This is a genomic window from Vibrio sp. OPT20 (assembly GCF_963889365.1).
GTDB classification, from domain to species: domain Bacteria; phylum Pseudomonadota; class Gammaproteobacteria; order Enterobacterales; family Vibrionaceae; genus Vibrio; species Vibrio splendidus.
Genome location: NZ_CAWPOA010000031.1, coordinates 1,053,496 through 1,076,890, shown reverse-complemented (window position 1 = coordinate 1,076,890; position 23,395 = coordinate 1,053,496). Strand labels below are relative to the sequence as shown.

17 protein-coding genes are annotated in these 23,395 nt (G+C 41.4%); 4 read left to right on the top strand and 13 right to left on the bottom strand.

Annotation, left to right across the window (positions count from 1 at the left end):
- Positions 1–432: 432 nt before the first annotated feature.
- The 6 genes from AACR09_RS05885 to AACR09_RS05860 form a co-directional block, all read right to left on the bottom strand.
- Complete coding sequence (locus AACR09_RS05885; protein WP_193836161.1) at positions 433–2,910, bottom strand: hypothetical protein; 2,478 nt, start codon at positions 2,908–2,910, stop codon at positions 433–435.
- A gap of 196 nt (positions 2,911–3,106) precedes the next feature.
- Positions 3,107–4,843 (bottom strand): ATP-binding protein, encoded by a 1,737-nt coding sequence (locus tag AACR09_RS05880; protein WP_193836160.1) that lies wholly within the window; start codon positions 4,841–4,843, stop codon positions 3,107–3,109.
- Between the two features lie 4 nt (positions 4,844–4,847).
- Positions 4,848–5,942 carry an SIR2 family protein gene (locus AACR09_RS05875; protein ID WP_193836159.1) on the bottom strand — a complete coding sequence of 365 codons (1,095 nt, stop codon included), beginning with the start codon at positions 5,940–5,942 and terminating at the stop codon, positions 4,848–4,850.
- A 308-nt stretch (positions 5,943–6,250) separates the two neighbouring features.
- Positions 6,251–6,751, bottom strand: coding sequence for an Arm DNA-binding domain-containing protein (locus tag AACR09_RS05870; protein ID WP_193836158.1), 501 nt, complete (start codon positions 6,749–6,751; stop codon positions 6,251–6,253).
- A 274-nt stretch (positions 6,752–7,025) separates the two neighbouring features.
- Complete coding sequence (locus tag AACR09_RS05865; RefSeq protein ID WP_193836157.1) at positions 7,026–7,640, bottom strand: hypothetical protein; 615 nt, start codon at positions 7,638–7,640, stop codon at positions 7,026–7,028.
- A gap of 150 nt (positions 7,641–7,790) precedes the next feature.
- The gene (locus tag AACR09_RS05860; protein ID WP_193836156.1) at positions 7,791–8,702 is read right to left on the bottom strand and encodes a hypothetical protein; all 912 of its coding nucleotides are present in this window, start codon (positions 8,700–8,702) and stop codon (positions 7,791–7,793) included.
- A 617-nt stretch (positions 8,703–9,319) separates the two neighbouring features.
- On the opposite strand from AACR09_RS05860, the gene AACR09_RS05855 reads away from it, so the two are divergent.
- Complete coding sequence (locus AACR09_RS05855; protein ID WP_193836155.1) at positions 9,320–11,143, top strand: M4 family metallopeptidase; 1,824 nt, start codon at positions 9,320–9,322, stop codon at positions 11,141–11,143.
- Between the two features lie 324 nt (positions 11,144–11,467).
- Positions 11,468–12,679, top strand: a complete 1,212-nt coding sequence (locus AACR09_RS05850; protein WP_102568831.1) for a DUF3103 domain-containing protein — start codon at positions 11,468–11,470, stop codon at positions 12,677–12,679.
- A gap of 92 nt (positions 12,680–12,771) precedes the next feature.
- Here the strand turns inward: AACR09_RS05850 and AACR09_RS05845 are convergent, their stop codons facing one another.
- Together AACR09_RS05845 and AACR09_RS05840 are read right to left on the bottom strand one after the other, a co-directional pair.
- Positions 12,772–13,089, bottom strand: a complete 318-nt coding sequence (locus AACR09_RS05845) for a Dabb family protein (RefSeq protein WP_009846539.1) — start codon at positions 13,087–13,089, stop codon at positions 12,772–12,774.
- 214 nt (positions 13,090–13,303) lie between these two features.
- Positions 13,304–13,543, bottom strand: a complete 240-nt coding sequence (locus AACR09_RS05840; RefSeq protein WP_193836154.1) for a hypothetical protein — start codon at positions 13,541–13,543, stop codon at positions 13,304–13,306.
- A gap of 256 nt (positions 13,544–13,799) precedes the next feature.
- Here AACR09_RS05840 and AACR09_RS05835 point away from each other — a divergent pair, with 256 nt between their 5' ends.
- On the top strand, positions 13,800–14,684 hold the full coding sequence (locus AACR09_RS05835; RefSeq protein WP_193836153.1) for a LysR substrate-binding domain-containing protein: 885 nt from the start codon (positions 13,800–13,802) through the stop codon (positions 14,682–14,684).
- A gap of 174 nt (positions 14,685–14,858) precedes the next feature.
- Here AACR09_RS05835 and tnaA read toward each other — a convergent pair whose 3' ends face one another.
- From tnaA to AACR09_RS05820, 3 genes are all read right to left on the bottom strand, one after another.
- Entirely contained in the window at positions 14,859–16,331 is a 1,473-nt protein-coding gene (tnaA, locus tag AACR09_RS05830; protein ID WP_017101683.1) for a tryptophanase, read from the bottom strand.
- A 790-nt stretch (positions 16,332–17,121) separates the two neighbouring features.
- Positions 17,122–18,810, bottom strand: coding sequence for a GTPase family protein (locus AACR09_RS05825; RefSeq protein WP_193836152.1), 1,689 nt, complete (start codon positions 18,808–18,810; stop codon positions 17,122–17,124).
- On the bottom strand, positions 18,797–19,909 hold the full coding sequence (locus AACR09_RS05820) for a YcjF family protein (protein ID WP_102482820.1): 1,113 nt from the start codon (positions 19,907–19,909) through the stop codon (positions 18,797–18,799). The genes AACR09_RS05825 and AACR09_RS05820 overlap by 14 nt, the downstream gene beginning before the upstream one ends.
- Positions 19,910–20,148: 239 nt before the next feature.
- Between AACR09_RS05820 and AACR09_RS05815 the strand changes: the two genes are divergently transcribed.
- The gene (locus tag AACR09_RS05815) at positions 20,149–20,676 is read left to right on the top strand and encodes a peptide-methionine (S)-S-oxide reductase (protein ID WP_193836151.1); all 528 of its coding nucleotides are present in this window, start codon (positions 20,149–20,151) and stop codon (positions 20,674–20,676) included.
- Between the two features lie 166 nt (positions 20,677–20,842).
- On the opposite strand, the gene AACR09_RS05810 is transcribed toward AACR09_RS05815, so the two are convergent.
- Together AACR09_RS05810 and AACR09_RS05805 are read right to left on the bottom strand one after the other, a co-directional pair.
- A complete protein-coding gene (locus AACR09_RS05810) occupies positions 20,843–22,459 on the bottom strand; it encodes a polysaccharide lyase 6 family protein (RefSeq protein WP_193836150.1) in 1,617 nt (538 codons plus the stop codon).
- Positions 22,460–22,544: 85 nt separating this feature from the next.
- The coding region (locus AACR09_RS05805) for a sodium:solute symporter family transporter (protein WP_416222639.1) at positions 22,545–23,395 on the bottom strand (851 nt) is incomplete at its 5' end.

Sequence of the window (23,395 nt, the reverse complement as noted above, 5' to 3'; positions counted from 1 at the left end):
ATCAGGGCCACGACGTATGCGAATCGTCGATAAGTAGGCCGAATGTAGAGCGGCAGTCCAAAACCCATCAACATAAGTTTAGCGGATGTTTGACAACCTGGGGGGAATCCATGCAGCCCTGTTAAGGTGGAATAAATAAAAAGAAAATACCTTTAAAATCAGAATTTTATTGGAATTTAAGATGCTGAATATATTAATTTATAGCAAATATGTAGCTAATTATTTATCCATGAACAATACAAACTTCCTAGCATCAAGCTAATTCTCTAACTTTACTTTGAACAGGTCGTTCTAAACAGTGAAGTTACCATTCAATTTTAATGTCGCATAACCGAAAAAATGAGAGTTCCTGAGATTCTTACACAGCAGATTTTTGACTTAGATAGTAAAACGAGATTAGTTAGGCTCTCGTTTCACTATCTAATAAATAGCCTAGGCGCTGTTACTTCTGCTTCTTTGTTTCTTTGCGCTCCGAAGAACACGCGATTTCTCAATATCAAACTCTTGAGAAACTTTAGAACTAAACATCTCATGCTCAGGCATATCTAATGAGTAAAGATCTTTTTCTCTTAACTCTTCATTTTTCAAATAAGCGATGAAATTATCAGCTCTATCTAGCCTAGTTTTAACACGGTCTAAACGCTGACCTCGGTTAAATTGAGCATATTCTGTTCTAGAAGACTCTGCTAGATAGTTACTTACAGTTTGGTCATAAACGCCAACGTCAGTGCAAATCATATCTAAGTAAGTATAGCAACTTGATAACTCACGAATGACATAAAGCCCGTAGTTTGTGATTTTTACACTATCAACATCAACTGTATACTGATCAAGCCTATTGTTTGATTCTAAGATACCGTGTTTTAGTAGATTATCGATATTCTTTTCAAAATCTTCGTTCATGTTGAATGTTTCGATAAAATAAGTTTTAAGATCTAACAACGAATGAAAAGAAGGAGCTGTTTTATCAGAGCCTTTCGATAAGTACCTCAATATTCTCAAAGCCGTAAAGTGAGATGAATGTCTATTGCTTCGAAGTTGGTAAATGTTGGGAATATCACTTAATTTTTCATCATAAAAATATCTACTTGGTATCATTACTGGCTTTAAAACTTGATGGATTTGAAATTCCCATCGCCCAACTGAAATCATTTCATCTACATTCGTATAACCAGAGAGTAAGAAACTTCTAAATAAATCTAGTGATAATCGAGTATCTCCGTGAGCGCAAGCACTTAAAAACTTGGTTAGCGGTGAATTTGAATTTGAAAAAGAGTTATTAAGTATCTGCAAATAGGTTTTACAATCTTTAATCAACTCTTCAGTCATATCACCTAAAATTACACTTCTTTTTTCTACACTACTTAAAAGGGAAATAGTATAACTCAGACGTTTTTTGAATACTTCTGCAGGGTTCGGTGAACTTATATGGAACCCTGAATTTTGAAAAGCGTCTAAGACACCATGAATTTTTGAATCATAAAACCTCTCTTCACGCATTGAGATAAGTGAAACACAACCTAATTCTTTAGATATTTCTTGAGCAGAAGTAAAACAGAAGTCTTGCATTTCTGATGAATATTGGTCTGTATTATCAATAACAACTATTGCCCCTTTATCTCTTGAAGACCAATAAGCAACTAACTGTTTTGCACAATATAGGTAATCTTGTTTCCATTCCCGAACCAACTCATTTAACGTGACATTATATACTTCAGAGGATTTATCAAAACCTGCGAGAGACTGTTTTTCCGCCACAGTAAATCTGTCTTTAAAAAGCTTGTCAATTAACACGCTTCGTTCCTCGTTTAGGATATTATCCTTATCAAGTTTTTCTATCAGGGTTTTCCATATATAACTACGTATAACTTCCTCATTTTCGGGAACTTTAAGCAGATCAATAATTGATATTATCGAATGTTCCTTAAGCCATCTAGGTGGTGAATGATGCAAGAGCCGTTTGATAAACGTTGACTTTCCAGCTCCTTTACCACCAAAGAGCACAAGAACCTCCCCTAGTCTCGTCTTCTTTAGGTTTTTAGTTATTCGACCTCCTAATTGCCCCCCCTTACCAGTGTCGTCAAGTTGCTGAACTCCATACTCTTCAAAGTATGGAGTCAACGAGTCGTGAATTAAGGAGTGAATGTCATCAAATGTATTTTTGTATTCTCTTTGCGATACATAGCACTTATTCATAAAATCAGTATCATCATCAGATATAACACCAAAGTAATGGTTAGCTATAGGTCTTAATGTAGTTGCTAACCTATTAGATTTTATTGGATGTGCATACGTTAATATTTTTTCTTTTGGATAAAATATTGGCCGATCTTTAGGTTTTGATGTTGAAAGAATATGAGGTAATGAAGAGTTCTCTGTAATAGCAATAAAGGAAAAACTATTAATTGATTTTGTATATTCCATAATAAAAAAATCTAAACCTCTAATCACAAAGGCATTAAGTTGTTCCCATCGCTTGCCTTTTTCAAAGGTTTTAAAAAATATCCATTCATGCCCATTAGTTATACACGCATACTCACAACCAGTATCAAAGCAATAATTTCTAACTTGCTGCATTACAGATTTAATTGTTGTGTCGCTAACCAGTTGCTTTATTGGTATATAACATGATGTTTCATTATCGCTATGAGGTATAGGTAATTCAAAATAAACACCTTCCTTTTTAGCTTCTATAAACAAAAGATCATCACCATTATCTTTTTTTAGTATGTAATCCGCGTATCCAGGGTTTATATATTCTTCAACAGAAACTTTATTTCTTGGCCAAAATAAAAATTCGTGCAATACAAAATCAATTATTTTGTGTCTCGTTTCTGCTTCGTTCTTAGTTCTTGTTGTTAATGATTTTATGAGTTCACTCATTTTATCGTAGTTATCACCAAACTGCACTTTATGCCTCTTCTAGCCATTCAGTTATAAAACCACAATAATATCATATGAATGCATATGAACCTAAACAAAATAAATTGGGAGCGAATGATATTTTTGACGAATTGTATGTAGCTTAACTACATCACCTTTATAACTGAGAAATATAGTCTTATCACGCTAGCTCAATAAGACTATATTAAAGAATAATAATAAACTAAGAACGACTTTGTTTACGCAAGTTTTCGACGATTGCAATGAAATCTAGATTTGATGTTTCCCCCGTCCACCGATCCCAAAATTTTACAGTTTCGCTTAACGGCTTTTCCGTTGGAGGGGTTATTTTTATTCTACTTGGTAAGAGAACAGAGTCCCCGACCACTAAAGCCTCACCTACATCCATTATAGGTAGGATATCTAACAAACTATCAAGACTGTCCGGGAGTAATTTTTTTACTGTAGATTGATCTTCTGCATTCGTAAGGCGCAGAGAAATAACATTATTACATTGGCTCAGAATGGTAGTGCTAACATCTGACGGTCGCTGGCTCACAATAAAGAGTGCAACACCGTACTTACGACCTTCCTTTGCAATTTTTTCAAATGACTCAATTGCTCGCTTTTCAATCGGGTTCTTTCCTTCCTTTTTCGGTAAATACAGATGAGCCTCATCGCACACCATTGCGATTGGATGTCTTTCCTCATGATTTGTCCAAAACTGAATTTGGTATATAAGTCTACCCACTAACCCAACTACAACTGGTAAAATGTCTGAAGGCACTTCGGAGAAATCGATGACCTTAATCTGTTCTTTTTCATTCTCAAAATTCATGAGTTTGGCGACTAATTTAGCCAAAGCGTCATAATCATTTTCAGGTGATGGAGCTTGAAAAAGAAAGCCGTACCTGCGGTCATCTAACTTCCCTTGTATCCTAGCAAGTAACCTATCAAATGAACCATTGAATGGGCCTTTTTTTTCTTTGTTATTTGCACCAGGAACCATTTCTTCATTAAGAGCTTTTAGAGTATCAAAAACATCCTTAATTTCATAAGGAATAGGGCTATCTAAAGTAAATGCATCTAACACGTCTTTCTTGCCTAACTCATTGAGTGTAAGTGTCTTTGCATCTACGACAGATTCCTGAAACTTGGAAACTTGGTTTTGAGCAGTGAAGCTGGAACTATCTATAAAAAGAGATTGCATTTCTTCTGTATTTAAGAGCCAGTAAGGCAAGTATAAAAGTTCATGACTGCTAGTCCCCAACTCTTCTGGTCCAGGAATTCTGAGCTGCTTAGCATAGGTCAGGCTCTTATATTCGCCATGCAAATCAAAAACAATTAGGTTTGATGAAGGTAGCTTTGCTGCGCGTTCAAGAATCGAAGCTACAGTCCAAGATTTACCAGAACCCGTACTACCAACTAGAGCGGCGTGGCGTTGAAAGAATTTATTGCCATCCAAATATGCCTGAGCATTTTCATCAATGACATAGGTTCCTAAGTCTAAACTGTGGGTTGTATCGGATGCAGATACCAAGATACTCATAAAAGCTTCTAGTTCGTTCCCTACTAATACATAGGCCTTTGCATCAATATCAGGAACTTGCATTAGAGAACGAGTGAAGACAGGTGTATCCTCAAGCGCATCCCATTTCACTGAACCCACTAAAGATACCTTTACGGTATTTATTACATCCTCAACAGCACCTTCAAGTTCTATTTCTTCATCATCTTCTGCTAAATCTACACTTGCAATAGAAACTGACTTTGTTACTTTTTCAACAATCGCAACTAGCCATGTCTCAACACCAGAGAATACTTCAAGGCAAATGAGTTGACCTACTTTGGCCTTTCTTAAGTCCTCATCAGACTTAACGTGTATAGAAACCTTTCTTGTATCCACATCTCTTACCGTTCCAATAAGGGATATTTTTTTATCAAATTCAAAAATAGCCATCTAATTAACGCCCCATTATTTCGTTCGCAAAGTGGTCAAAACGCCACAGTTCTTTGTCTTCAAGGTAAAGCCAGTCATCAAAAAGGTTGTTATAGATTCGAGTAGAGTTGTCCTGCTCTGATTTGCAAACTAACCAAGTATTTTTGGCCTTAAGAAGTAGATCTTCGATTCGTGAATTAGAGTCACGGGTGATAATTAACCCGTCAGATTGAGCTTTTGCCAATTTGTCCGTTATCGCATTGTTAACGAGCTGCGTATCATTGAATCCAAAACCTAAAAATAGAAATCTATTATGTGCACGAACTGCTTCGTCGTATTCATCGAGCAAGACGTCTCGATAGTCATGAAGTTTTTCGTGCTTAGATGTGCCCGGTGTAATTAGTAACCTTTCATAATTTACTGGTGGTTGTTGCCAAAGGTCACACTCAACCACTTCCCCGTCTTTACAAAAGACGTTTAATGAACCATGTACCTTGTACAATCTCACATGGCTCAAGCGACGTGTTACAGACTGTTTTTTAGTTCGTCCTACTTGCACTAATTCAGGATAAGTCATTTGGCGCTGAGATTGCTTCCAATCAAGTGACTTAATTGCCCCTCCCCAGAATCCCGTAGTGTAAGGCACTTTGCTAGCAGACATCGCAATTTCAGCTAAAAGGTCATAATTTGGGGTGGCCATATGTAAAATAGGGTTGCTTTGAGGAAGTTTATTTACAAGGCGAGAAACGATCTCATTCGCAGTCCAACGACAAGGTTCAGTTAGTATTTTGTCTACGTTCTTGTTCTGTGCTTTGGCAACAATTATAGCGGTCTCATTCACAACACAACTCAGTAAAGTTGAATCTGAAATGCTATTCATTGCAGCTTCAAAATCTGACGTATCTTCAAGTAACTCAATTACATTATTCCACTCATTTAGCTGAGTCGGTTCTAAATCATACTTCGGGATAACACTTCTTAAGTGTTGTTCGAGCGCAGGCATCCCAAAGCCAAGATCTACAGCACATGACGTACCTGTTGCGAACATTATGAATGGGACGTCATCGAAAAATTTCTGTAGTGCCTGATAGGCAACTTCCTTAGTAAGCTTTTGTTTCACAAGACTTTAAACTCGACCTAGAATCAATTGTGCAATTGATATCACATCTCATTAAAAACTTCTATAGCACACCTCATGCAATCATCAATCAAAGCGTTCGTAGGACCTATTGGTTAGTCCTGATATTTAGTCATCATATTAGTTCAATGTAATACAAAGCTTATGGAACTAAAGGTATGACTTTCTAATTAACAAGCTTTGCTCTTTGGATGTTAGACGCCAGGTTCGTATAGTTACATTTTATGATTACATTAACTTTATTGAGGAATAATTGCATTTAATAGCACCCCCCCCCTCTAAACATCGGCTCAATCTTTACGTATCAAAAAGATCGTACTTAAGAATGTAGTCCATTGTTGAATATCCCATGCAGTGATCTCTGTTAAGGGTTTATTCGCCAGATGTTTAAAATTTTTTGTTATACACATGAACGACTGCTTAGCCGTCTTAGGGTTCATAGCGATTAAGTAGGACTCATAATGTTCATCGAGAAATTTTTTTAGGGTTAGGCTGCTTCTTTGCTCTTGCCTTTTAGCTTCATAGCGGGCCTCTTGCACATCTTCACCACTTGCAACTAAACCCACTTTCTCTTTAGCTAAGTCTCTTGCTTGTGCAGGAGTTAAAGCATTAGCAGAACCAAGGAGATAATTTCGCTGCTTCCCGTTGAGGCGGAAGTACAGATAATACTTAATCGTACCTAAAGGAGAGATCCGAGCATGAAAGCCACTGATTTCAGTATCATTCAATCGCTTCTGTTGAACCTTGAGCTTCTTAATTGAATTAGCTGTTATTTTCTGCTTAATCGCCATAACACTCTTCCTTTGTGTAGCGGATATGTAGCAGAATAATTGTACATCGATAGACTAAAGCGAACGAGCGTGAACAAACATAATTAATCTAAATTATTGTTGTATAAGGCATTACTATTCATTGTTGTGTACCGCTGTCTACAGAGGAATATTAGTCAATTCCACGGTTAAGGAGTGAGCAACGCATTACCGAAGTACCCGCATAACACCTTAAACACAAGACGCAACGCATAGTAAAAATGCCACGCGTTGCGAATCTATCTTAAACAGATTGTTATATTTTTGGCTCTGGGGTCGATTTAAGTGCATCTAATTCTGCTTGCAGTTTTACAACCTCATCAGACAAGGTTGAGATTTCTTGCTGCTTATCCTTGATCGTTTCTGTGATTTTTTCTACGTTCATATAGAGTACTGGTTCTTGAGTCTTAGTGGAAAAATCCAACACTCCAGACGAAAGAACGTATGAAAAAACAACAGCGCCAATTACTAAGTAATAAAACATTGCAACAAACTGAGCTAACCACTCCTTAAAATAGAAATCTCGTATTTTGTTGTATGTGGAAAGTTTTACTTTCTTACGCGCTTTATAGATTCTCTTAATGATACTTAAGCGTTCTTTAAGTCCTACCTGACGCCCCAAAATAGATGTTGAAATAGTTCGAGTTGCATGATTCATGTTCAACAAGAACAAGAAAGAGCCGGTAGCTAGCAATATTGAAACTAGAACATAAAATCCTGTTAAATCCTGCTCTCCGACGGTTCCTTTTTTTAAATAGAGGATACTGGCACCTAAGATAATTGCCGTTGAAATACCAACATTTCTAATATGATCAAATACTGGTTTGGGATCTTGACTTAGAAATTGACGTACCGTTGTAATAAAACTCAATTAAACCTCCTAACCTTACCCAAAATATAGCGCCCAATGAAGGTGTGAGCCACGCTACCACGGCACTCAATTTGGGCTCCGTAAACACCAAACTAAACCCAAACCAAAAATGCCAAAAGTGGGAATCACACTTAAATTGTTTGTTATATTTTAAAGCCCACCAAATTCAATTTGGTTTACGTCGTTAGCTTCTAACAGCTTGTTTAAGCCTTTGACTGCTTCAAAGCGCAAATTATTCAGCTGCTCAACTAGCCCATGATCACGAATTTCAATAACACATTCATGCTCAACAATTACACCTTCTGCTAATGCCGTTACTGCAAGGTCACGAGATTTTTGCAGCTTATTCGAGATAGCTTGTAGCCCTTTAGGTTTAGGGGTTGGAACTCGAACTTGATCTATTACTCGCCCTTCTCTATCGGATAAACAACCAGTTGCTATTGCTTGTTGGGTCGCGGAAATTGCAGATATAAAGTCTGTCGCTCTACTTTCGCAATAAAACGGAGTTCGAATTGCAGGTCTATCAAATGCCATGGAGAGTAAAAGTAGGTAATGTTTTAGACTGCTATATTCACTACGAAATTTTAAAACATTTTCATAGTAACGATACATCAATTCTGGGTGGTCATTAAGAAAATCTACATAGTCGTCCCAAAACATAATTGAGACCTTGAGGTCACCACTTGCTTTATTTAGTTTTGCCACATGACTTTGAAGATGAGCATCACGAGGACCAGAAGTTGCAATGATAAAGCGATCTAGTTGATGTTCTGATTCTTTTACATTAGTTAATTCCTGATCTATTTCAGACTTCGTCAATGTATTCGAGGGAGACTCATGTGAAGGCTTACTTTTAAGTGCACGTTTTTTACATTGTATTCCAGTATGCTCTTTTGCTACGTGATTATAACCATAAACATCGATGCCACCTTGAGCTTGACCTTCTCGACCATGTCTTTCGGCATAGTCATCTTTCCATTTGATTTTTACAATATCTTGAGTTAATTTTTCGAAATCCTGCCAATAAGCGGGAGGAAATATATCTACTGCTATGCTACCCATATGTATCCTTAAAATATAACAGCTATTAGACAGAGAAATTCTGTATTTAAATGCAGAATTTTTCTGTCTAGTTTCTTATGCTGCCTATCTTAAGCGACCTACTCCTTTCATAACAATGACTTATGTTTATTAGTTTGTGATTGAACAACAAAATGTAGATTTTTTCCTGCCTAACGAGACTAAGTGTTAAAAAAGTTGAGATCTGTGCTTAGTGGTATTGTTAAGACAAGATTACTATTGATAATAAGGACAATATTTCCACTTCCAAAAACCCGATTATTTACTAATTTGTAATTAAGATAAAAACAGAGAAATATCGAAGTTAGTTTAGAGAAATGAGTTCTATCGATTAAAACAAAACAGATTTTAATAACTCCCGCTCCATCATCAAGTTACGATAAATAATAAAATTAGATTTTATAAAAACAATTTGATCAATAAGAATTTTTGTAAACTTTGAATTACATACTCTAAAAATAAATCTCCCTGATAAACTTGTCATAATTCTAAATGCTCTTCCAATCTTGATTCGCAACACATGGCATTAGCGTGTTGCATATAGACTTCCTATAAAGCCGTTGGGAAGACGGAGTTTATATTAAAATCAGGAACGAAAAATGAACCAACAACGTCAACTAAGCTGGAAAATAGCAGCTATTCTAGGTACCTCTTTTGGCTTTAATGCACACGCTGCAGAAATGGTCAAAGTCGATAATGATGCATTACTACAACAAAGCCTCGTCGCTCAGTCGAAGAGTGTTGCTCCACTTGAATTAGGTTTTTCTGAAGTTAAACGGGTCGTACTGCCCAATGGAAAAACCAAAGTCCGCTACCAACAAACGCACTTAGGTTTACCCGTCTTTGATACTTCGGTTGTCGCTACCCTTTCCAAGAACCAACCCACTCAGGTATTCGGTTCAATGGCACAAGGGATCAGTGGAGACTTATCCAGCATCGCGCCAAAGCTGAATCGAGAACAAGCGATTGAAGCTGCACTGTCTGCTCACCGCACCTTTACCGTCGGCAAAAAGTCGATTGAAAATAAAAACGCAAAACTCATGGTGAGATTGGATGAGAACCAAACCGCGCAAGTGGTGTATCTGGTCGATTTCTTTATCGCGTCCTCAATGCCTGAGCGCCCTTTCTATTTTATTGATGCCACGACTGGCGATGTCCTCCAAAAATGGAATGGACTAAACCACGCTAAAGCATTAGGCACTGGCCCCGGTGGCAACCTCAAAACCACTCGATATGAATATGGCAGCGACTTTCCTAGCTTTCCCATCGACAAAACAGGCACGACTTGTACGTTAGAAAATGAATCAGTTAAGACAGTCGATTTGAGGAACGGAACGTCTGGCAGCGCAGCCTACAGCTACAACTGTGCCGACGGAACCAACTACACCGATCATAAGTACATTAACGGGGCTTACTCGCCTCTTAACGATGCACACTACTTTGGTAATGTCGTGTTCGATATGTACAAAGATTGGATGAATACGTCGCCTTTAACTTTCCAACTGACAATGCGCGTTCATTACGGTTCCGATTATGAAAACGCCTTTTGGAATGGCTCATCCATGACATTTGGAGATGGCAAAAACACCTTTCACCCATTGGTCGATATCAACGTGAGCGCTCACGAAGTCAGCCACGGCTTCACTGAGCAAAACTCCGGCCTTGTGTACCAAAACATGTCGGGCGGTATCAATGAAGCCTTCTCCGATATTGCGGGCGAAGCGGCTGAATACTACCTGCGTGGTAATGTAGATTGGGTGGTCGGAAGCGATATATTCAAATCAGAAGGCGGCTTGCGTTACTTTGATCAACCTTCAAAAGATGGTCGTTCGATTGATCACGCCTCGCAATACTACGATGGCTTGAACGTTCACTTATCTAGCGGTGTTTATAACCGCGCATTTTACCTTTTAGCGAACAAGTCTGGCTGGGATGTGCGTAAAGGTTTTGAGATATTCACGGTTGCCAACCAGTTGTATTGGACGGCAAACAGTACCTTTGACGCTGGAGCTTGTGGCGTAGCGAAAGCCGCAGCAGACATGGGCTATGTGGTTGCCGATGTTGAAGATGCTTTTAATACCGTAGGCGTTAATGCGAGTTGTGGTGTCACGCCTCCAACTGGCAATGTATTAACGAAAGGCACGCCGATTTCGAACCTAAACGGGAATCAGTCTTCAGAGAGCTTCTACACGTTCACCGTTGATTCTGCATCAAGCGTGACGGTTTCAATGTCTGGAGGTTCCGGCGATGCCGACCTTTATGTGAAATCAGGCAGCAAGCCAACGACATCGAGTTACGATTGTCGCCCTTATCGCGCTGGAAACAATGAGCAGTGCAGTGTGAGCGTGCAACCGGGTGTGACCTATCATGTGTTACTGCGCGGATACTCGAACTACTCAGGCCTAACGTTACGTTTAGATTGAGTTAGAGCGAGCCTCTCAAACAAGTTGTAAATCGAGAACTAGCGGTTAACTGCGAATTAAAAACCTACTCACTTTGAGTAGGTTTTTTTATGACACACCCTAGTAGTTAATAATATTGTAAGTTATTTACTGATACGTCTATTAATTTATAAATATCAAGGTTACTTAGGCATTGTTTTATAAAAACAGTTTAAATTGAGATCCTGTGCTGCACAACGAAACAAAAATAACTGACTAACTTTTGAACACATTCACGTTACTGATAGGTTAATCCTTATAGGGCAAAAGCTCTATTAATGATAAAAATTAAAATAAGGATTATTTATGAGACCATCTATTTCTATCAGTATGGTGCTTGCAACGACAGTGGTTGGCTTCCAGTCTTTTGCGCAAAATATTGAGACAACTGATTCATTAGGTATTGCAGAAAGTAGCGCAGCGCAAAAGCAATCTCTGGCGTTGCAAATCAGCGAGCGTTATTCCGATCTTGAGCTTTCATTGAAGGCTCAGATCTCAGAAAAGAACTTATCCGCGCCTGTAGATAAATTGAGCTCTACTCAGCCCTACTCTGCATTTTCAAGCCGGATGCAAAAAGCGGATCTGGGTTATCGCAAGATGAAAGGGATCAACGACTTCAGCGACTCTGTGTTAGAGGTTCGCATGGCTGATGAAGCGATGATCGAAGCTTGGAAGAATGGTGAAAACCCGCTGTTTGCATTTGAACCATCAGGCGACGATTCGAATTGGCAATATATTGAAGCGTATGACGTGTACGGACAGGTTCATGAACTAGATGTGTACCAAATGCCAGACGTCCCAGTGTTTGTGGTTGATAGTAACGGTGCTGAAGAGCTCAAAGCAGGCTTAATGGCAATGCAGGCAGAGATGCAAAAGCTGGGTACTACAACGCAAATCAATGCCGTTAGCGATACCAATGCCGACGAGAGTAAACCTCAAAAACCGTCTTTGATGAACAAGGCACGTCGCTCGATGGCCTTGTCTGAACCTGAGCCGTTGAATACCACACAATTAACCAAAATCCGTTTAGCCGTCGACCAAGAACCTTGGATCTCTGGTAAAGCGGAAATCTACGCTATCGTGACGGGTGTCGATTCAAGTCGTTTAGAGCCCCAGATCGACCTTGTTGAGATGCCTTATCTGGACTACGACAAACAGACGTACTACCCGAACCAGACCGTCATCTTCTGGCCTCGCTACCGTTGGGGCGCTGCAGACATGATCTTAATGGAACACGATGATGGCACAGACTACAAAGCGCTAGCAAAACTCTTGGTTCAAGCCGCAGAAGAGATACTGAAGATGATTCCTGATCCAGAAGTTCAAGGTTATGCGATCATCCCTCAGATCACAGGCAAGATTATCGATGTGATTCCTGATGGTGTATTAGTGAATGATGATGACTTCGTGGATGTGTACTACACCTTAATGCAGAACACGCCTTATGTAGATCGTCCGGGAGCAGGCGGAAATGCTGTCGCATCGTTTGCACCAGTCACGATTTCGCCTACAGAGTAAGTCGTTTCTTATTCAGTTAGGGCTTAATCGCTAGGCCCTAACTCTTCATTATCGAAGGTAAGTCAAACACAAGAGACCTACTCAGAACCTAATTACAGGGAGTAATCAAACACAATGATGTCTTCTAAAAGCGGACGAAACACATCTTTCAGCGCATCATGCTCAGGGTGCGGAAGGTAATTCTGGCGGCCTTCTTCATCGGCGAACGTCATTAACACCGAGTGGGTATAACCTTGGTTCTTGTTTTCAGGGCTGTCATTTAATCCCCATTCTACTGAAGTGACCCCTTCAACCTTGTTTGGCATCGCTTCAAACAGCATCTTTAGTTTTTGAACCTCTGAAGCCTCAGCGTTTTCTTTAAACTTAATCAGTAGAATATGACGAATCATTCCCGTTTCTTTTTGAGTCATTCCTTGTCCTTTCGAGTCGTTCGCTTACTGGTTTGTAATGCTTAACCAACACCTAATAGCGATCTAAATTAGAGAACAACAAAATGCCACACGTTACACAACATGCCAAGGCTAGATCGCTAGAGTTTATAAAATACTCCACAACCCAATAACGAAAAATGCTGCACCCGAGGGCGCAGCATTTCTCATGACAATGGTAAGCACATCTTTAACGTTAATCACGACGACCTGTAAGCTGGATCGTTTGGTCTTGATCTACGTTCTTTTGGAGTTGGATTCCGCCGTTAGACGCTTCATTTCTTCCTTCCAGTGTTAAGTCAGATTCAACACGCTCAGCCTTTACTTGATTACCTTCGCTTCTTGTCATGTCGATAGTCCCTGTATACGTACCGTCGGCAGCAAAAGCCGTGTTCATTGAAAGAGCCATTAAGCCTAGTGCGATTAACTTTTTCATACATCACCTCATATTATTTTTAATTATTTGTTCGTTTGGTATCAGTGTTTCTTTGTTGAGGTAACTTTAGCGCTTGAGTGAAAGCCATTCGAGGAAAAGCAAGATTTACCAAATGGAAAATCAAGGGATTAGCGAAGTTCTGACGCTGTTCTGTCTTATCTGTTTTGTACTACCACTATGATATTAGAGTCACATAATTTCTGTACGCCTACCGCACCGAAATTACTGCCTATAAAAGGATTCATTTGGAGAGCCTGTGGACATCAATCTAGACATTCAAAATATCCTCGTTATCAAGCGTATGTATGAACTTCGCAATGTTGGACTGGTTGCGGAGTCGCTAGGAAAAACCTCCGGAGCGATCAGCAAGAACCTTTCGAAATTAAAGTTACAGCTCGACGACGCACTGTTCATTCAAACCAAACACGGTTTTGAACCCACGACTTTTGTTGAAACCAACATCGAAAATTTTGAGCAGATCTTGAGCAGCGTTGAAGCCATTAAACACCAAGTATTTTCGCCAGAAACTTACCAAGGTGATATCAAAATCTACGCAAATACCCTGTTCTGGGAGCGCTTTGGCTCGAAGCTCTACTTTGCTCTGAGTAAAGAAGCCCCGCATGCTCACTACTCATTCGTTCGGTGGGGAAGCAATGTGAGGAACAGGCTCATCGACGGCGAAGAATCCATAGCGGTTCATTACTTTGATGAAACCTTGCCACAGTCAATTTCTCAAATGGAATTCGGTAAAGGAAAAGTGGTGTTCTTCGTGAGAGAGGATCATCCAGCGAAAGACTTTGAGTCGCTCGCTAACTACCCAATCATTCTATTTAAAACCCCGGGATGGAATGACAATAAATACCCGATCCTTGATCGTCTTAGAAATATCGGATTTCACGTCAACCCAAGAGTGGAAGTCGACCACCCTGCGATGATTCACGATGTTGTGCTCAAATCCGACTATTTTGGTATCACCCTCAATGGCAGCGTACCAGAAGGCTGTCGTAGTATTGATTTGCCCGAAAAACTGACGATCGATGTGGGTTATGTGATGAGCTGCCGTCGTTCACAGAAAGATGCGCCTTTGAATCAATGGCTATTCCAAATGCTAAAGTCTACGCTGAAAAACAAACAAGCGTAGTTCAACATCTAAAGGCCTAAATGATTAACGGGTTAAGTACTTAAAAGCGTAAAAGCTTAAAGGCTTAAAGGCTTAGCTGCTTAACGACATAACTCCCCTATCATCCAAAAAAGAAAAAGCTCCCGAGGGAGCCTTTGATTAGGGTTTTAGTGACTATTCGCTTATGTTTTTATTTTAAAATGCTTCTTCGAGCGTTTGTTCGTTCTTTTTTTCTGTTTGTTTCTCGCTGGTCTCTACCTCTTTCAAGCGCGCAGTGAAGTGTCTTAACACCGGAGGCTCGTAGGTAAAGTCGAGCCCTTTCACTTTCCCAGCATTCTCTTTCACTTTTTCGAATGCTTCGATGATGAAGTCCATGTGCGTTTGTGTGTAGGTCGCGCGAGGAATGGTAAGGCGCAATAACTCAGCAGGACATGGGTGTTGTTCACCAGTTGCTGGGTCGCGACCTTGCAGCAATGAGCCAATCTCAACCGCTCTGATACCCGCGACTTTATAGAGTTCACACGCCAAAGCATGTGCTGGGAACTGACCTGCAGGAATATGAGGAAGCAGTTTACCCGCATCCACAAACGCAGCATGACCGCCTGCTTGCTGGCACACGATGCCCATCGCTTCTAAGCCATCAACTAAGTATTGAACCTGGCCAATGCGGTACTCTAACCAATCTTGGCGCATGCCGTCATAAAGGCCAACCGCAAGACGCTCCATTGCGCCACCTTCTAAGCCGCCATAGGTTGGAAAGCCCTCTTGCACCACACACAAAGTTCGACACTCTGTGTACACATCCATGAAAGAGTCGTCTTTAAAGCACAACAAGCCGCCCATTTGTACCATGGCATCTTTCTTAGCAGACATGGCTAAGCCATCCGCGTATTTGTAGGATTCACGCGTGATCTGTTCTATTGTCCAATCCTGATAACCCGATTCACGTTGTTGAATGAAATAGGCATTTTCAGCGTAACGTGCCGAGTCCATGATCACGGGAATATCGTATTTCTGTGCGATTTCATAAACGGCTTTTAGATTGGCGATAGACACTGGCTGCCCACCAGCAGAGTTACAAGTAATGGTGCTCACAATATAAGGAACATTGGCTGCGCCCGCTTCTAAAATCGCTTCTTCCAGCTTCACCACATCGAAGTTGCCTTTGAAGTCCGCATTCACAGAGGTATCGAACGCTTCTTTGGTATAAACGTTCTTTGCCACACAGCAATTCACTTGGGTGTGACCTTGTGTTGTATCGAAGAAGTAGTTAGACAGGGCGACCATTTTGCTTCGATCGAGACCTTTCTCCATTTCACGCTTCTTGATAAGAACAGGAATGTAGATCTGCTCTGCACCGCGTCCTTGGTGTGTTGGAATAGTCAGCTCATAGCCAAAGATATCTTTCACCGCATTCGACAATGCATAGTAACTGCGGCTACCACTGTAAGCTTCATCGCCCATTAACATCGCGGCTTGCATACGCTGAGTAATAGAACCGGTACCACTGTCTGTCAGTAAGTCGATAAACACATCATCACTATCCAGTAAGAATGGGTTCATGCCCGCTTCAACAATGGCTTGCTCACGATATGCAGAGGTTGTTCTTTTTACTGGTTCTACAACACGAATACGAAACGGTTCTGGTAGATGTTTGAAGTTTTCCATAATAGTACCTTTCTATACATTCCGATCAGGTCGAAATCTATTTTCTTTAGATGTCACGAATCCTCACCATTAATTTAATAGCTCCGCATAAAGATAGACGGAAATTAACAATGAAAATAAACAAGTTAAATAATTAGTTATTAATCGAACCTAAACAGAGGCTGAGATAATTAGCGAGAACGACAAAACAACGAATATTCTGCACGAAATAATAAGTGCGACATTCATGCGTTCAAAGGTTATCAAAGCTGCTGATAGGTAAACAAAGCGCGCTGCTTTGCTGGCGTGTGACGCCTAGAGGGTACTACTCTGAAGAAAGGCGGAACGAGAGCTGGTGATCTAAGGTATACCAAGCTAACAAGGTTAGCCATGTTGTGGATTGCCATTTCAGATACATGTTCACAATATATCCCTACGTTGAAATCAAGATGATCCGAAATTTAAATATAGTGCAATTGTTTTATAAATACAGCTTAGAAAAGTATAAATGTGATCAACATTTAGAATGATAATTAAATACGATAGCATGTTATATAAACTGTGAATCACAGCCGTCTATATACTATTAAACTAGTTCAGCGAGTTACTTAATATTATCGAATCTCTTTTAAACTCAATGCTTCCTCGAATAAGGGGCGAAGATGGCTGTTTTCTAAAAAGCTGTCTTCTAGAAATCTATCTTCTAGAGAGCTCCCGAGCTAAAAAGCTAAGCTCTAAAACTCGCCGATCTAGAAAAGATAAGCTCTGATGAGGCTCAAACCTCACCAGAACTGTATTCGCAATGAATGACTTACTTCTTCTTCACGACTTGCTTGATGGCCATTTCAGCCAGTTTTGGCGTCGCTGCTTTCAATGCACTGGGGGCAACCTTCTTACCCGCCTTGACCGCTTTATTCAGTTGGCCTTTAACCGACGTCCCTCTTTTCATGGCTTCTAAACGTTGGCGATTTCTCTGAACGTTATTTGCGTCAGCGATACGCTCGATCAACGTCTGCCTTAATGTATCTAAACCAAACTGTACCTTTTCTGGCGCAATCGCCAGTGGTAACACGATATCGGTTTGCAGCAATATATGATTGTATTCGAGCGCTTGAGCAATGATCTTCGCTTTGGCCGATGTTGGGTTATCTAAGTCATACGGCGGTTGCCAGTCGTCTACAGGCTTTAATCGGTCTACCTGATTCACAACCGACACCACAATCGGCTTCTTGCGTGAGATGTTCTTAGGATCGTCATAGAAAGCATCAAATCTATCTTTCAGCTGCTTATCCAAATCACGTGCAGACTGATTGGCTTTAAGCACCCATAGCACCACATCCGCTTGGGTCATCTCTTTCAGCATTAAGGCTTCGGTTTTAGGATTGCCATCAAGCCCCTGAAGATCAACAACGCGAACATCATTGTCGTCGACAAACGCGTTGTATACGGTTGAAGTGTCGGTTGATGGTAGAACATCGACCTCGGCAACCAGCTCTTGCTTAAGGGCATTAATCAGTGAAGATTTACCAGAACTGGTTTGCCCCACCAGCACGATTCGCACGGGCTCTAACTCTGGAGCAAAGCGTTGTTCGTCGAGTTCAGACACATCGGACGCTTTCAATGCTTCATCTTCAATGCTGAAACGTCCGCTATAGAGGTCAATCGCGACCGCCGCGACTTCATCTAATAAGGCTTGTTTGGCGGCGTATTGCATGTCATCAACCACACCTCTTGTCATTGAAGATGTCGCTTGCTCTCTCCCTAAATCAGAAACAACTTTTAACGGGTTCAAATAGAGGTTTTTGAGGTGATTCCCCCAAATAGCGGCCTTAACGATCTTCTGCCCTAGCTCGCCATATTTGTCATAGGCTTCGTAGCCCGCTTTGATGTAAGAAACCTTGAGATACTCAATGCCCGGTATATGCTCTCGCACTACCAGTTTGTAGCGTCGGCTTACTTCTTCGAACAGCTTTAGCCCTTCAGGAATCGAAAAATCGAGCGATTTCTTATCAAACTTTTTCGCCACAAACTCAAGTACCTCTAAACCAGTTTGGTCTAGGTTGCCCCATTCGATGTCGACCATTAATTGTTGGCGTACATGATGTTTTGAATCATTCCAGATCGACAGTTCTTTTTGAGACCAATCAGTCGAAGCCTTAACCAATGCATCGTTGATATCAGCTTTGTTATGTTGTGATTCAGATTCAGAAGCATCTTCGCCAAGGCCGTCACTCTCTTTATTTGAGAAGGGCTCCGTACTTGAAGAGCGGCTTGAAGAATCGCGTGAAGAGCGGCTAGAAATGAACAAGGGAATGGTGAATACCAAGGTACTCACGGCAATGGCAATCGACATTTCGAGTAGGTAACCGTATTTGATCGCCAAGAACACACCAAAACCCATCATGATAATGCTTGGAAAGATCGCCGAAATCAGAGCAATGCCCCAGCGGCCGCTCGATAGCACCGCCAGTAATCGAAATAGGTTTCTAATTTTCTTCATAGCCCGACGCCGCCTTTCCTTTTTTCAGGGATTCTTTGTAGATCTTCTGCATCTCTTGCTCAGACACTTCTTCGCCTTTGTTCTTATGATAGAAGTAAAAACACGCCGCGCGACCTAAACCATAAGAGGTGCCGAAACTCATTGCCGCTGCAGCCACTGCCCCTACCGTTTGACCATAAACTGGAATCAGCTTTATCAACTGTCGAGTGCCCAGCTTCATTCCGTATTGCAACGCAAAGCTGCTTCCGAGAGTGCCTATCAACTCACTGAAGACTCGCTTGTTCCACTCGACCCCATATTGATTGGCCAAGCTGTGAAGCATTTTGGCTTGAATCGCAGGTACCGATACCAAACCAACCCCCGGAATCAGGTCACTCGCCGCGGCACTTCCCGCATACCAAAGCACTTCGTTTTCTACTTGATCAAAGTTGGCTTCTTCTTGAGTGGAGTGCTCTTTGTCTTGCACCATCATTCCAATAACAGGAAGAATACTGGTCAGCTTTTCTAACAAGATGTCATAGTTGTAAATTGAACCACTGTTATTGCTCGAGTCATCCGTTTCGAAATCGACTGCTACCGATTCAAACTCTTTACCCCAAGCCTTCTCTACTTGGTTGGTGTTGAACTGAACCTGCCTTGCTCGATCTGTTTCACTGGAAGACAACACTGCAGTATGAACAAGCAGCAAGTGCTTAATTTTCTTCTGTTTCTTAATCTGCTTTAGAGCCGCAAGCACTGAGGATTGTTCAGGTTCGTCGGCTTTCATTACAACGACTAACGCATTACCTGCCTGACCAATCTCTTCCAGATCCTCTTTCGCATCGTAATTCGCTTCGCTTAGTCCTCTGGTATCGAGAAAGCGCATCACGGGTTTGTCTTGTGGGAATTCGTAAGACATCGCCGTCATGGTACAAGGCGCAAAACCATTGCCCACTTCTACAGAAGAGTCACCAGTCACCGCTTGAATAAACGATGACTTGCCCGCCCCCGTTTTTCCCAATAACCACAATGTCGGCAGATGCTGACGCTGGTATTCATGGGCCTGAGTAAGATCTGGGTTCTTGCTCGGATTAATGAAGTCTTTTATTTGATCAAACATGTTTAGAGTAATGCTCACTTGATGTTGAGATTCGAGTTGATGACAAAGCAATACTGACTTATACAATCACAAATCATATTAAACTTATGTTTGTTCAGTCGCACAGGTTTACAATGCCTAAACGCTTGTTTTTATTTGCGCGCTCATTTTTATAGACGCTTTTTTATACGTGCGGGTATCATCGTATTGATTCACACATCGAACAAACATCAACAAACACAGAGAAGTAAAAGGTAAGTATGGAACAAATTTATTTAGCTGGCGGTTGCTTATGGGGCGTACAGGAATTTATTAAGTACGTTCCTGGTGTTATCAGCACAGAAGCAGGCCGTGCCAATGGAAGCGCCCAGCTAACAGAAAACGGGTCGACACAATGCGATAGCACGCAATGCAATGGCACACAAAGCGATTACGATGGCTATGCAGAGTGCGTACAAATTGAATTTGATCCAAGCGTCACGTCTGTAATGATTTTGATGAAACACTTGTTTGAGATTATCGACCCTTACAGCGTCAATAAACAAGGTGTCGATGTCGGAGAGAAGTACCGCACAGGCGTATACAGCACCAACGCAGCACACTTAACAGAAGCTAAGCACTATGTTGCCTCTCGTGACGACGCCGACCGTATCGCACTCGAGATATTGCCGTTAACTCATTATGTCGCGAGTGATGATATCCACCAGCATCACCTAAGCCACTTCCCTGAAGATCACCACTTATGTCATATCCCTTGGGATCTGCTGCATAAGTATAAATCACAGTAGTCACGACGTAAGATCGAGATAATCACGACCTAAGATCGATAAAGCCTCAACAGACATTACCCGTTGAGGCTTTTTAAGTGTTAATGGCCAAGACAGCTATCTGAATTTATTTGATAGCTCAAACCATTAAGCATTAGCCATTAGCCATTAGCCATTAAGCAATAACTTACTTAGTCGTATTCTCAAGCACGTAGTCTGGACCCGCTGTTTCAGCCGTCACGACCGCAAGTTTAGACACGTCTGCGCCTTCACCTTGGTAAGCGTTAATACCGTTAGTAACTGTCATTGCGGGCAACTCAACAGAGAAGCTCGAGATCTGCTCAGATGCTGTCACTTGGCCAACATATGTTTCATTGTCATACGTTGCGCCGACTAATGGGTAATCTTGCGTTGCACGCACACTGACAAACTCAGGAGATTGCGAGTTATCAACCACGTTGTGTTTGAACGCCACATCAACACCTGCATAAATCTTTTCAACTTCCGCATTATTGAACAGGCTAACACGGTGAGTTTGGTTGCCATAGATAATGCCCCACTCAGTGTCGACTAGAGAATTATTTTCGATGGTGATGTTTTTCGGCGTCCACTGCTTGTTAAGCTCTTTGCCCTTCACTGATTGATCTAGCTGTTCACCATTCGCTACGTCGATGATGCCAGTGTTAATAACAATGCCGCCACGTAGGTCAGCATTGCCTTCAATCACACCATCACGTCCACGAGTATTCGCAATGTAGTTATTACGGATAACATGGTCTTCGTCGTAGATGCGAATACCACCCGTTAAGTTCTTTTTATTACCTAGAATAATGTTATTTTCAACACTACTTCCTTTACCATGACGCAAAGAAATCAAAGCAGAACTTTCAAAAATTGTATTACCAGAAATTGTGTTGCCACCCGACTTAACTGAGACAAGCTCGCGCTCGCCATCCATGTCGATCATCAAGTTATTAACGAATTTTGAATTAGAGTCCCACTGAGAAGATTTTGAATCACCAATACGAAGTGCTTCCCAGCTGTTGCCGTTGTAACGAATCGCCTCTTTGATATCGAATTCATTGAACTGGTTCGGCTTTTGATCCATGAAGATATTATTTGCGATTAGATGGTTGTCTGGCGTGTCATCTTTTTGCACACCAATCAAAGTGCCGCGTTTTTGCTTACCTTCGAAACGGTTGTTGATGACTTTACCGTCTTTACCCCACAAAGAAACCCACAGGTATCTTGGGTATTCAGAACGACGCTCATCTGGTTGATATTCATAAGCGTGGTTGAAATAATAAAATGTTGAATTCTTTAAAGTGTTGCTGTCGCCCATCATTCGTACGCCGCCAAACCTTTCGTTTGGACCGCCTTCGGTAAACACTAGGCCATCAAGCGTGATGTTATCGCCTTTCAATTCAAACTGAACTAGGCCAGTTAACCAGGCGGAACCTGCTTGCTCAGCCTTGATAGTGATGTCATTCGCCGTAATAGTCACTTGACCTAAGTTCGCGTATTTACCGGCAGGGATCACCACTTCGTCGCCATCTTTTAGGTTTTCAAATTGTGCTTTAAGCGCAGCCACTTGTTCTTCTGAAGCAACGGCTAATGTGTTGCCATCGACCTCAGTTAAGCGGTCACTGCTCAATAGGTAACTACGGTCGATTTCGCTAATAGCAGGCGCAGCTTGTTCAGCGACACTGACTACGGGTGCTGTTTTCTCTTGTGTCGTACAGCCTGTTGCAAAAGCGAGCGTGAACGCGCTAATAATGCTTACCGATAATAGTTTTTTGTTCATCGTACATCTCACGTTAAAGTTTGGATTATTAAAATGACGGCCACCCATTTAGGTGGCCGTGATGTTATTTAGGATGCGTATTAAATTAGCCTTCGGCTGGAGTCACTTCGTCTTGTTGCTCGACTTTGTCATCGACTGCTTTAACAAGTAACAGACCAACAGAGAACACAATCAAACCACACAAAACGAATACCATGCGTCCCCACATAGGGTTTGGCAGTACGAACATAGTCATTACGCCCACACCCGCTACCGCGATAAGTGAACCCAACATACGACGTTGCTTGTTATCCAGTTTCTTCTGTTCATTACTTTCAGCAACTAACGGTGTCGCTAGGTTATTGAAGAACTTGTCGACATCTTTCTCACGGTGTTCCGGTAATGGCTTGTAGAACAGTGTTGAAAGAACGAAGAAGCCAGCAGTAAATACGATGTGACCGATAAGGCCGATAGCCACTTTCAGGTCAGCCCACTCACGGCCAGTTAGTTCGTTTAGACCGAACCAGTTTTGAATCATGTCCGCTGTGATAACGAAACCAACGAAGTAAGAAACCACACCACCGACTACTAGCGTGCCCCAACCAGCCCAATCCGGAGTTTTACGGATAAAGAAGCCACAGAATGCTGGAATCGTCATTGGGAAGCCGATCAATGCGCCCACGTACATCATGGTGTCGAAAAGGCTCAGACCTTTAAGAGAGTTAATGAACAGAGCAACCAAGATGATCGCGATGCCGAAGAAAGTAGACGTTAGCTTAGAAACAACCATTAGCTCTTTCTCTGTCGCTTTAGGGCGAAGAATCGGCTCGTAGAAGTTCTTAACAAAAATACCTGAGTTACGGTTTAGACCAGAATCCATTGAAGACATTGTTGCTGCAAACATCGCGGCAATCAGAAGGCCAACCATACCAACCGGCATGTACTCTTGAACGAAAT